The sequence below is a fragment of the Pseudomonas sp. NPDC087342 genome (assembly GCF_044744265.1).
GTDB lineage: Bacteria > Pseudomonadota > Gammaproteobacteria > Pseudomonadales > Pseudomonadaceae > Aquipseudomonas > Aquipseudomonas nunensis.
This window is the reverse complement of the sequence record NZ_JBIUXZ010000004.1, coordinates 1-12,231: the sequence shown is the minus strand read 5'-3', so window position 1 is coordinate 12,231 and position 12,231 is coordinate 1. Positions and strand designations below refer to the sequence as shown.

9 protein-coding genes and 1 pseudogene are annotated in these 12,231 nt (G+C 59.3%); 7 read left to right on the top strand and 3 right to left on the bottom strand.

Annotated features, from left to right (window positions below; translation table 11 throughout):
• Positions 1-84: 84 nt before the first annotated feature.
• Positions 85-342 (bottom strand): hypothetical protein, encoded by a 258-nt coding sequence (locus ACIOYV_RS12435; RefSeq protein ID WP_007905458.1) that lies wholly within the window; start codon positions 340-342, stop codon positions 85-87.
• 370 nt (positions 343-712) lie between these two features.
• Between ACIOYV_RS12435 and ACIOYV_RS12430 the strand changes: the two genes are divergently transcribed.
• From ACIOYV_RS12430 to ACIOYV_RS12400, 7 genes are all read left to right on the top strand, one after another.
• Positions 713-1,873, top strand: a complete 1,161-nt coding sequence (locus ACIOYV_RS12430; RefSeq protein ID WP_054613563.1) for an efflux RND transporter periplasmic adaptor subunit — start codon at positions 713-715, stop codon at positions 1,871-1,873.
• Positions 1,870-4,968: a multidrug efflux RND transporter permease subunit gene (locus ACIOYV_RS12425; protein ID WP_054045529.1), complete on the top strand. Its 3,099-nt coding sequence runs from the start codon at positions 1,870-1,872 to the stop codon at positions 4,966-4,968. Before ACIOYV_RS12430 ends, ACIOYV_RS12425 begins: the two co-directional genes overlap by 4 nt.
• A gap of 9 nt (positions 4,969-4,977) precedes the next feature.
• A complete protein-coding gene (locus tag ACIOYV_RS12420) occupies positions 4,978-5,655 on the top strand; it encodes a heavy metal response regulator transcription factor (protein WP_054045531.1) in 678 nt (225 codons plus the stop codon).
• Positions 5,645-7,009: a heavy metal sensor histidine kinase gene (locus ACIOYV_RS12415; RefSeq protein ID WP_163912073.1), complete on the top strand. Its 1,365-nt coding sequence runs from the start codon at positions 5,645-5,647 to the stop codon at positions 7,007-7,009. The genes ACIOYV_RS12420 and ACIOYV_RS12415 overlap by 11 nt, the downstream gene beginning before the upstream one ends.
• Before the next feature lie 277 nt (positions 7,010-7,286).
• A complete protein-coding gene (locus ACIOYV_RS12410) occupies positions 7,287-7,511 on the top strand; it encodes a hypothetical protein (RefSeq protein ID WP_054045535.1) in 225 nt (74 codons plus the stop codon).
• A 244-nt stretch (positions 7,512-7,755) separates the two neighbouring features.
• Complete coding sequence (locus ACIOYV_RS12405) at positions 7,756-9,024, top strand: OprD family porin (RefSeq protein ID WP_401324396.1); 1,269 nt, start codon at positions 7,756-7,758, stop codon at positions 9,022-9,024.
• Between the two features lie 147 nt (positions 9,025-9,171).
• Complete coding sequence (locus ACIOYV_RS12400) at positions 9,172-10,668, top strand: sensor domain-containing diguanylate cyclase (protein WP_401324032.1); 1,497 nt, start codon at positions 9,172-9,174, stop codon at positions 10,666-10,668.
• A 173-nt stretch (positions 10,669-10,841) separates the two neighbouring features.
• On the opposite strand, the gene lpxC is transcribed toward ACIOYV_RS12400, so the two are convergent.
• Positions 10,842-11,753 (bottom strand): UDP-3-O-acyl-N-acetylglucosamine deacetylase, encoded by a 912-nt coding sequence (gene lpxC, locus ACIOYV_RS12395; protein WP_054045542.1) that lies wholly within the window; start codon positions 11,751-11,753, stop codon positions 10,842-10,844.
• Between the two features lie 112 nt (positions 11,754-11,865).
• Positions 11,866-12,231: pseudogene (locus ACIOYV_RS12390) on the bottom strand (cell division protein FtsZ); the annotation flags it as partial.

Sequence of the window (12,231 nt, the reverse complement as noted above, 5' to 3'; positions counted from 1 at the left end):
CACTGACTTTCCCAGAGGACGAATCGCTCATCCTTGTGGGAACAGTCTCGATTTCAGAAGGGCTTTTTTCAAACTGGCTGACGGTCAGCGTTTGCCCATCGAACGACGAGTACCCGGTGGCGCTGCGCCAGGGGTCTTGGTGTGGCCATTCTTGGCGCCGTTTTTGTACCAAGGCTGGCTGGCATTCTTGGCGGCAGCCAGTTCGCCCGGTTTGAACGGAAACTTGAATGCCGGGATTGCGGCTTTGGTTTCGCTGTCTGCGCTGGAGTCGACGCTGTCTGGCAGGTCTGCCTGGTCGTCGCTCAAAGCGTCGGCGACCGGCGGTTGTGTCGGGGAAGTCATGAAAGCTCCGGGTGATGCACAAAGAGTCGGGCCCGGTGGATGGGCCGCGAAAGGCGGCAGTATACCCGTGTCGAGGGCGGCAAGCTGCAAGCGGTGAGATTCAGGCGACAAGTAGTCGGTCTGTCAGTCTTGTGCTGGCTGGACTGACGCCTTCGCGGGCAAGCCTCGCTCCCACAAGGACGACGCTGTACCTGTGTAGGAGCGAGGCTTGCCCGCGAAGAACGATAATGCGGTGTATCTGCATAACCGCTGATCCCAAACTGACAGCCCCGTCAGTTAGCAGTCACCTTGCTGACCGGGTAACAGGGCTATAAGGGGAGGTATAAAATCTGACCTTATTCCCGTCCCTCTAGCCCGGCGCCCCACTCGCATGCGAATTCAGAAAAAATCCGCGTTGATCGCAGCCCCTCTGATTGTCCTGGCAGCGCTGGGCGTGTGGTACGCCACCAAGCCGGCCACCGCGAAACTGGCGGCCCCGACGGCCATTCCGGTGCGCGTCGTCGCGGTTTCCGCAAAAGATGTTCCGCGCTTTGTCAGCGGCATCGGTTCGGTGTTGTCCCTGCACAGCGTGGTGGTGCGTCCACAAATCGACGGCATCCTCACCAAATTGCTGGTCAAGGAAGGTCAACTGGTCAAGACCGGCGACTTGCTCGCCACCATCGATGACCGCTCGATCCGCGCCAGCCTCGATCAGGCCCGTGCGCAATTGGGCGAAAGTCAGGCCCAACTGCAAGTGGCGCTGGTCAACCTCAAGCGCTACAAACTACTGAGCGTCGATGATGGCGTGTCCAAGCAGACTTACGACCAGCAACAAGCCCTGGTCAACCAGCTCAAGGCCACCGCCCAAGGCAATCAGGCATCCATCGACGCCGCCCAGGTGCAGCTTTCCTACACGCAGATTCGCTCACCGGTCACCGGACGCGTCGGTATTCGTACGGTGGACGAAGGCAACTTCCTGCGCATGACTGACGCCCAAGGCTTGTTCACCGTGACGCAGATCGACCCGATCGCCGTGGAATTTTCCCTGCCTCAGCAAATGCTGCCGACCCTGCAAGGCTTGATCGGCGATCCGCAACGCGCGCAGGTGAAGGCCTACATCGGCGCCGACACCGATGGCGAAACCGGCAACCTGCTGGGCGAAGGTCACCTGACCCTGATCGACAACCAGATCAACGCCAACACCGGGACCATCCGCGCCAAAGCCGAATTCAACAACCCGAACCAGAAGCTCTGGCCCGGCCTATTGGTGACGGTAAAGATTCAGACAGCACTGGATAAAGATGCGCTGGTGGTGCCGCCGACCGTCGTACAACGGGGCCTCGATCAACATTTCGTGTACCGGGTGAAAGGCGACAAAGTGGAAACCGTGCAAGTGCAGATGGTTTACCAAGGCAGCGGCCAGGACATCATTACCGGGGTCAAACCCGGCGACGTGCTGGTCAGCGATGGCCAGTCGCGACTCAAACCCGGCTCGACCGTGCAAGTGCTGACGGAGCCGCCGCAAGTGGTGCAAGCGGAGCCTAAACAATGAGAGGCCCCTCCGCGTGGTGCATCGACCACCCGGTCGCCACCATCCTGCTGACCTTTGCCCTGGTGCTGCTGGGTGTAATCGCCTTCCCGCGCCTGCCGATCGCGCCGTTGCCGGAAGCGGAATTCCCGACCATTCAGGTGAATGCGCAACTGCCCGGCGCCAGCCCGGACACCATGGCGTCGTCGGTGGCCACGCCGCTGGAAGTGCAATTCAGCGCCATCCCCGGCATGACCCAAATGACCTCGAGCAGTGCCTTGGGTTCGAGCCTGCTGACCCTGCAATTCACCCTCGATAAAAGCATCGACACCGCCGCGCAGGAAGTCCAGGCCGCGATCAACACCGCCGCCGGCAAGCTGCCCAAGGACATGCCGACCCTGCCGACCTGGAAGAAGGTCAATCCGGCCGACAGCCCGGTGCTGATCCTGAGTGTCAGCTCGACGCAAATGCCCGGCACCGAACTCAGTGACCTGGTGGAAACCCTGCTCTCGCGTCAGATCAGTCAGATCGACGGTGTAGGCCAAATCAACATCACCGGTCAGCAGCGTCCGGCGATCCGCGTTCAGGCCTCAGCCGACAAACTCGCCGCCATCGGCCTGACCCTGGCCGACATTCGCCTGGCGATCCAGCAGACCAGCCTCAACCTGGCCAAGGGTGCGTTGTACGGCGAGTCGAGCATTTCGACCCTGTCCACCAACGACCAATTGTTCCATCCCGACGAATACAGCCAGCTCATCGTTTCCTACAAGGACGGTGCACCGGTTCACCTGAAAGATGTCGCCAAAGTCGTCAACGGTTCGGAAGATGCCTACGTCCAGGCGTGGGCCGGTGATCAACCCGGTGTGAACCTGGTGATCTCCCGGCAACCGGGAGCAAACATCGTCGAGACGGTGGATCGTATTCAAGCCGCCCTGCCGGGCCTTGAAGCGATGCTGCCGGCCTCGGTGCAGGTCAAGGTGTTGATCGACCGCACCCAGACCATTCGCGCCTCCTTGCACGAAGTGGAAATCACCCTGTTGATCGCGATCATGCTCGTGGTCGCGGTGATGGCGCTGTTCCTGCGCCAGTGGTCGGCGACCATGATTGTGTCCGCCGTACTGGGCGTGTCGCTGACCGCCAGTTTCGCCCTGATGTACATCATGGGCTTCAGCCTGAACAACCTGACCCTCGTGGCGATCGTGGTGGCCGTGGGGTTTGTGGTGGACGATGCGATCGTGGTGGTGGAGAACATTCACCGCCATTTGGAGGCCGGCGACGGCATGCGCGAGGCGGCGATCAAAGGCGCCGGCGAGATCGGTTTCACCGTGGTCTCGATCAGTTTCTCGCTGGTCGCCGCGTTTATCCCGCTGCTGTTCATGGGCGGTGTGGTTGGGCGGTTGTTTAAAGAATTCGCCCTGACCGCCACCTCGACCATCATGATTTCGGTGGTGGTGTCCCTGACCCTCGCGCCGACCCTGGCCGCGCTGTTTATGCGTGCGCCGGTGCATCACGCCCACAGCAAAAAGACCTTTGGTGATCGCTTGCTGGCCGGTTATGAAAAATACCTGCGCCGCGCCCTCGCCCATCAGAAAACCATGATTGGCGTGTTCTGCCTGTCGTTGTGCCTGGCCATCGCCGGTTACATCTTCATCCCCAAAGGCTTCTTCCCGGTCCAGGACACGGGTTTCGTCCTTGGCACTACCGAAGCGGCTGCAGATATTTCCTACGGTGACATGGTGAAAAAACACCTGGCGATGGCGGAAATCGTCGCGGCGGATCCGGCGGTACAGGCGTTTTCCCACTCGGTGGGCGTCTCGGGCAGCAACCAGACCATCGCTAACGGCCGGTTCTGGATCGCCCTGAAAAAACGCGGCGACCGGGATGTCTCGGCCAGCCAGTTCATCGACCGGATTCGCCCGCAACTGATGAAAGTCCCCGGCATCGTGCTGTACCTGCGCGCCGGCCAGGACATCAACCTCAGCTCCGGCCCGAGCCGTGCGCAGTATCAATACGTACTCAAGAGCAACGACGGCCCGACACTCAGCACCTGGACCCAGCGTCTGACGGAAAAACTGCGCACCAACCCGGCGTTCCGCGATATTTCCAACGACTTGCAACTGGGCGGCAGCATCACCCACATCAGCATCGACCGCAGCGCGGCGGCGCGTTTTGGGCTGACTGCCAGTGATGTCGACGAGGCGCTGTACGACGCCTTCGGCCAGCGGCAAATCAATGAATTCCAGACCCAGATCAACCAGTACAACGTGATTCTGGAACTGGACACCAAGCAGCGCGGCAAGGCTGAAAGCCTGAATTATTTCTACCTGCGCTCGCCGTTGAGCGGGGAGATGGTGCCGTTGTCGGCGCTGGCGAAGTTCGATGCGCCGACCATTGGCCCATTGTCCATCGCCCACGACGGGATGTTCCCGGCGGCCAACCTGTCGTTCAACCTGGCGCCCGGCGTCGCGTTGGGTGATGCGGTAATTCTGCTCAACCAGGCCAAGGCCGAGATCGGTATGCCAGCGGCGATCAGCGGCAACTTCCAGGGCGCGGCCCAGGCGTTCCAGAGTTCGCTGGCCAGCCAACCGTGGCTGATTCTGGCGGCGCTGGTGGCGGTGTACATCATTCTCGGCGTGCTCTATGAGAGCTTCGTGCATCCGCTGACCATTATTTCGACCTTGCCCTCAGCCGGTCTCGGTGCGGTGATCATGCTGTGGATCTGGGGCCAGGACTTTTCGATCATGGCGTTGATCGGTTTGGTGCTGCTGATCGGTATCGTGAAGAAAAACGGCATCCTGATGATCGACTTCGCCCTCGAGGCCCAGCGCAAGGGTGGCTTGCCACCGGAAGAGGCGATTTTCCAGGCGTGTATCACGCGGTTCCGGCCGATCATCATGACCACCCTCGCCGCCCTGCTCGGCGCCTTGCCGCTGATGCTCGGCTACGGCACCGGCGCCGAACTGCGCCAGCCATTGGGGATTGCGGTAGTCGGCGGCTTGCTGGTGAGTCAGGCGCTGACGCTGTTTACTACGCCGGTCATATACTTGTGGCTTGAGCGGCTTTTCCATCGGCCCAAACCAGCGCCAGAGCCACTGCCGGCACTGGCGACCACAGACTGAGGCGGGGTCATGCGCGTTCTGATTATCGAAGATGAAGAAAAAACCGCGGACTATCTGCACCGCGGCCTGACGGAACAGGGTTACACCGTGGACCTGGCGCGGGACGGCGTCGAAGGCCTGCACCTGGCGCTGGAAAGCGACTACGCGGTGATCATCCTCGACGTCATGTTGCCGGGCCTCGATGGCTTCGGCGTGCTGCGAGCCTTGCGCGCACGCAAACAAACCCCGGTGATCATGCTCACCGCCCGCGAGCGTGTCGAAGACCGCATCAAGGGCCTGCGCGATGGCGCCGACGATTACCTCGGCAAACCTTTTTCCTTCCTGGAACTGGTGGCACGCCTGCAAGCGTTGACCCGACGCAGCGGCGGCCATGAACCGGTGCAAGTCAGCATCGCCGACCTGTGGATCGATTTGATCAGCCGCAAGGCCACCCGCGCCGGCACACGCCTGGACCTGACCGCCAAGGAGTTCTCGCTGCTCAGCGTATTGGCCCGGCGCCAGGGTGAAATCCTCTCCAAAACCGCGATTGCCGAGATGGTCTGGGACATCAATTTCGACAGCGACGCCAACGTTGTCGAAGTCGCGATCAAACGTCTGCGGGCCAAGCTCGACGGGCCGTTCGACGAGAAACTGCTGCACACGATTCGTGGCATGGGTTATGTGCTGGAGAGCCGTGGTGTCCAGTAACTCGATTGCGCTGCGCCTAAGCGGGATGTTCACGCTGGTGGCACTGCTGGTGTTTCTGTTGATCGGCTGGGCTTTGTACCAGCAGGTCGACAAAGGCCTGGGCCTGTTGCCCGAAGCCGAGCTGGATGCGCGCTACAGCGTGCTCGAATCCACGGTCGGGCGTTACGGCACACCCGAGCATTGGGTGAAGATCAACAACAAGCTCAAGTTGCTCGGCGAAGAAGACAAGCGCATCAGCTTCTGGATTATCAGCGGCGATCCGCAGTACGAATACGGCAACATCACCCCGCAGATCCGCGCCTTCGCCGAAGGACCGCTGGGCCGGCGGGATATGCAACTGCCGGATCATGACTACCCGCTGAAAGTCTTGGTCAGTCAGTTCCCGGCCAAGGATCAGCGCCCGCCATTGCGCTTTATGATCGGCATCGACACCGAGACGTTTCTACAGACTCAGCATCACTTGCTGATCGCCCTGATCAGCCTGGCGATCATCGGCGTATTGCTGGCCTCGGCACTCGGTTACTGGGTGGCGCGGATCGGGCTCAAGCCGTTGATCAAGTTGTCCCAGGAAGCCCAGCGCCTGGCGCCGCCGTTGCGTTCGGGGCGGTTGCGCCTGTCGCCGTTGCCGCCGGAGCTTGATCAGTTTGTCAGCTCGTTCAACTCGACACTGGAGCGGGTCGAACAGGCTTATTCGCGGCTGGAATCGTTCAACGCCGACGTCGCCCATGAACTGCGCTCGCCGCTGACTAATCTGATTGGCCAGACCCAAGTGGCGCTCACACGTGGCCGTTCGGCGGAACATTATTTCGAAGTGCTGCAATCGAACCTCGAAGAACTGGAACGGCTGCGCTCGATCATCAATGACATGTTGTTCCTGGCCAGCGCCGACCAGGGCAGCAAGGCGACCAAACTGACCTCCACGTCGCTGGCCGATGAGGTGGCCACGACGTTGGAGTATCTGGATTTCATTCTGGAAGACGCGCAGGTGCAGGTGCAGGTCAGCGGTGATGCGCAGGTGCGGATCGAAATCGCGCATCTGCGCCGGGCGTTGATCAATCTGCTGAGCAATGCGGTGCAACACACCGAGCCTGGGCAGGTGATCGAGGTTCGGATCGAGGTGGCGGAGCATCAAGTGAGTATTGGTGTGGCCAATCCTGGGTCACCGATTGCCAGCGAGCATTTGCCACGGCTGTTCGAACGGTTTTATAGGGTGGATGCGTCACGCAGCAACAGCGGGAATAACCATGGGCTGGGGCTGGCAATTGTGAAAGCGATTGCGCTGATGCATGGCGGCGACGTGTTTGTGCGCAGTGATCATGGGATGAATACGTTCGGCATCCACCTCCCCGTCTGACTCAACGCGGCCCTGTAGCAGCTGGCGAAGCCTGCGTCCGGCTGCGCAGCAGTCGTAAACCCTGTACACGCGATCTACCAGAAAGAAACGGGCGCATGATTTAACGACTGCTGCGCAGCCGGACGCAGGCTTCGCCAGCTGCTACGGGTTTGCGGCGCACCGGTTACTATTGCCTCCCACGCAATAGTCCTTTCTGAAATCAGCTCTGTTTCCCATCGTCCTCGAACCTTAACCTTGGCGCACCAAACAGCACTTGCCAAGCAAGAAGGTTTTAAAGATGTCCAACACTATGGGTATTGCCAGCGCTTTCGTTTTGTCCGCCTTGTTCCTGTCCCCAGTCGCCATGGCTGAAGAGTCGCCAGCCTTTGTCGCGCACAATGTTGCGCGGGCCAAAGCGTTCGAACAGGCCCAGGAAGAGATGACTGCCAAAGCGCACGATGCCGAGCAAACCCCTCAAGCGTCCACTTCTGCAGCCCGCCAGCAGGTTGAGAAAGACAGCTGATCCCGCGTATTGCTCCGTTTCCCTCGACACTTTTCATCGGCTCTTCCCTTTGAAAAGTTGTCTTCAAAGCCGCTGCTATCAGCGGCTTTTTTTATTGTGCAGAAAACACGTCCGACTTCGTCTCCCTTAACAAGAAGTAAAAAACGTCGATCCATGAACTGACGTTAATGACCCAAAAGGAGCTGTACCGCACGTGTCTTTTTCTCTGAAACTCAGCCCGTTATTCATTGCAATCGCTGCAACGATGGCCGCCACTGCACAGGCCGCCGACGACACCAGCCGCGAAGGTTTTGTCGAAGGGTCGAGCCTCAACCTCAACGCCCGCAACTACTACATGAACCGCAACCGGCACCAGCACACCGATGACAACATCGAATGGGGCCAGGGTTTTCTCGGTAAATTCGAATCCGGTTTCACCCAAGGCACCGTCGGTTTCGGCATTGACGCCCACGCCATGCTCGGGCTGAAACTCGACGGCGGTGGCGGCACCGACAATTCGAGCATCCTGCCGATCAGCGACGGCAACGGCAAAGCGCCGGGCTCGTTCTCCACTGGCGGCGGCACGCTGAAAATGCGCGCCTTTGACACTGAACTGAAGGCCGGCGACCTGTTTCTCACCAACCCGGTGATCGCCGGTGGCGAGAGCCGCATGCTGCCCCAGACCTTTCGTGGCGTCAGCCTGACCAACCACAGTTTCGACGATTTCCTGATCGAAGGTGGGCAGGCCAGTTTCACCAAGCCTTACAACCAGAGCGGCCACACCCGGATCGGCACGTCCTATGGCAGCCTCGCCGACGGCGACGAAAGCCAGCACCTGAACTGGGCCGGCGTGGCCTGGAGCGGTTTGCCGGGGCTGACCAGCAGCCTGTATGCGTCTGAGCTCAAGGACATCTGGAACCAGTACTACTACGACCTGGATTACACCTATCAAGTGAATGATCTGGTCAGCCTGAACCCCGGCTTGCACTTCTATCACACGCAAGACACCGGCGATGCGCTGCTGGGCAACATCGACAACAACACCTACAGCCTGCATTTCACCGTCGGCGTGGGCAATCACAGCGTTACCGCCGCGTATCAACGGGTCAACGGCAATACGCCGTTCGACTACATCAGCCAGGGCGACAGCATTTACCTCGACAACTCCCAGCAGTACTCGGACTTCAACGGCCCGAACGAGCGCTCGTGGAAACTCAAGTACGCCTACGATTTCGTCGGTCTCGGCCTGCCCGGCCTGACATCGGCAGTTTCCTACTCCCGGGGTGAAACGGACCTGACCAAGGTTGATCCAGAGAGCAAAGGCTACGCCTCGTGGTACAGCGCCGACGGCAAACACGCCAAGCACTGGGAACGGGATATTGATTTGAAATATGTGGTCCAGGGCGGCAAGGCCAAGGACTTGGCGCTGCGCCTGCAATGGGCGACCAACCGTGGCGGCAATGGCTACGGCGCGCTGGATCAGGACACCGATGAATACCGCGTGATCGTCGACTACCCACTGAATGTCTTCTAAGCTTTACTAAGCAATAGGCCAGCATGTTTTGCTGGCCTTTTTTTTATCTGGCATTTATACAAGCGCTCTGGACGCGACCGGTTTCTGGGACTCTGCCCAACTCTTGTAAAAAACTTTCATAACGCCTTATTTGCAGAAGTCAGAACCATGAGTGTGAGCAGTATGAAATCTCTAGATCCGGTCGGCTCGACACGATCGGAGCGACTTCTTGTTCTCGGCAGTGTGTTGTTGGTGATTGCGATACTCAGCATCGTGACCTTCCTGCTGATCCGTGAGCGCGCCAACGCTGAATTGTCCGCCGCCCGCGCCGCCAGCAACATCGTGCAATTGATCGACGCCGACGTGCTGCGCAATGTCGAACTCTATGATTTGTCCCTGCTGGGTTTGATCGCTGCCTACCAGCGAGACGATCTCAAAAGCGTGTCTCCAGCCATTCGCCATCTGGCCTATTTCGATCGCGCCACTGCCGCGCCGTACAAGGGCAACATTTTGTTGCTCGACAACAAGGGCGACGTGATCGCCGACTCGGCTTCGGTGGAACCCAGGCAAGGCAACTACGCCGACCGCGAATACTTCCAGTCTCACGTAAACAACCCGGACCCGGGCATGTTCATCAGCCCTCCCTTCAGAGCCAGGTCACCCGACCAGGATTGGCGTATCAGCTTCAGTCGACGGGTAAGCGGCTCCAAGGATGAGTTTCTGGGGGTCGCCGAAGCCGCCATGCGTCTGAGTTACTTCGATCAGTTGTTCAACGGTTTGAGCATCGGCCGCGACAGCACGGTCAATCTGATCAGCAAGAACGGGATTCTCCTGGCCCAGCAACCACGCCTGGCCGAAGAACTGATCGGCAAGGATTTCAGTAACCGCCCGAATTTCCAGCGCATCGTCAAAGAAGGCAACGGCAGCTTCACCAGCATTTCCGATCGATACCGTGACGAGCGCCTGTACACCTTCTCCAAGGTCGGAAATTTGCCGTTGATCGTCATCGTTGCGCTGTCCAGCGATGAAGTCTTTGCAGCCTGGAAGCGCACTGCGGTGGTGGTCAGCTCGGCAACGCTTGCCCTGTGCGTGAGCCTGCTGTGGCTGACGTGGTCGCTGCGCCGGGAATTGCGCCGGCGTCACACCGCCGAGCACGAGCTGACACAACTGGCCGCTACCGATGCGTTGACGGGGCTGGCCAACCGCCGAATGCTGGATCAGGCCCTGCGCCACGAATGGTTTCGCGCACAGCGTTCCGGCATGCCGTTATCGGTGTTGATGATCGATGCTGACCATTTCAAAGCGTTCAACGATCGCCATGGCCATCAGGCCGGCGACGAAGCGCTGCGCTCGTTGGCCAAAGTCATCAGTGCCCACGTCCGACGACCGGCGGACCTGGCTGCCCGTTACGGCGGAGAAGAGTTTTCGGTGATCCTGGCGGAAACCGATGGCGCGGGGGCGCAGCAGATCGCCGAAACCATCCGTGTGGCCGTGGAGCAATTGCCGTTGGTGGCGGGTGCAGCGTTGCCGATGACTGTCAGTATCGGGATCAGTACCTGGACCACTGCGAGCGAGATCAGCCTGGAGCAATTGTTGTTTGTGGCGGACAAGGCGTTGTATCAGGCCAAGGAAGGGGGGCGGAATCGGGTGGTTGCGGCTGGTTGAGATTTGCGTGGCGGCGACTGGCCTCTTCGCGGGCAAGCCTCGCTCCTACGGGTTTGCGTTTGCCCTGTAGGAGCGAGGCTTGCCCGCGAAGGGGCCACCACGGCTGGCAAAGAAACCGAGGCATAAAAAAAGGCCACCCGAAGGCAGCCTTTAAAAACTAGAGAGGTTTTTGCTTACACGGCCGCAACAGGACGCATGTAAGAGATCGGTGCAGTGCTGGCGTCTTCGAAAGTCACGACTTCCCAAGCATCTGTCTGCTCAATCAACTTGCGCAGCAGCTGGTTGTTCAATGCATGTCCGGACTTGAAGCCCTTGAACTCACCAATCAGGCTATTGCCCAGCAGGTAGAGGTCACCAATTGCATCGAGGATCTTGTGCTTCACGAATTCGTCTTCATAGCGAAGGCCGTCTTCGTTCAGTACACCATCCGCGTCGACCACAATAGCGTTTTCAACGCTGCCGCCGAGTGCGAGGTTGTGCTTGCGCAGGTACTCGATATCACTCATGAAACCAAAGGTACGGGCGCGGCTGACTTCTTTTACGAACGAAGTACTGGAAAAATCCACGCTTGCACTTTGTGTGCGGTTACGGAAAACCGGGTGATCGAAATCGATCTCGAAGCTCACTTTGAAACCTTCGAAAGGGACGAAAGTGGCGCGCTTGTCGCCGTCTTCCACTGTCACTTCCCGTAGGATCCGGATGAACTTCTTGGCGGCGTCCTGCTCTTCCAGGCCGGCCGATTGAATCAGGAATACGAAAGGTCCAGCGCTACCATCCATGATCGGGACTTCGGACGCGGAGAGCTCGACGTAGGCGTTATCGATGCCCAGGCCAGCCATGGCCGAGAGCAAGTGCTCAACCGTATCCACTTTGACGTCACCGTTGACCAGCGTGGTCGACATCGTGGTTTCGCCAACGTTTTCCGCGCGAGCAGGAATCTGCACCACAGGGTCCAGATCGGCACGAACAAACACGATGCCGGTGTCGATAGGTGCAGGCTTGAGGGTCAGGTAAACCTTCTCCCCGGAGTGCAGGCCTACACCTGTGGCACGGATAATATTTTTCAGTGTGCGTTGTTTAATCATGGCTTGGGCCGCTTCAGCGCAAATTGCGAACTGGTATCAACAAAGGCTGGCGATAATAGCAGACCAGACCTTTGCTGAACACCAATCACCTTCATAGCCCTGATACATTCCATCAATCAGCCTGACGACGCAGGAATGCCGGGATGTCCAGGTAGTCCAGATCGTCTTGCGGATTCATCTTCGCGGCAGTCGCAGCACCGGCCTGAGCCTGGTTGCGCATGACGGTCGGACGGTCCAGGTCACGGTAGTTCACAGCAGGCGCTTCCTGACGCGAAGGCGCTTGTTGCTGCGGCTGCGAAGCCACGGACGTGTGCATGGTGTTGTCGATAACCTTCACAGGCTTCTCGATTTTTGCGCCCAGACCAGTGGCAACCACGGTCACGTGCAGTTCGTCGCGCATGTCCGGATCGATAACAGTACCGACCTTGACCATTGCGTGCTCGGAAGCGAAGGCTTCGATGATGCTACCCACGTCGGA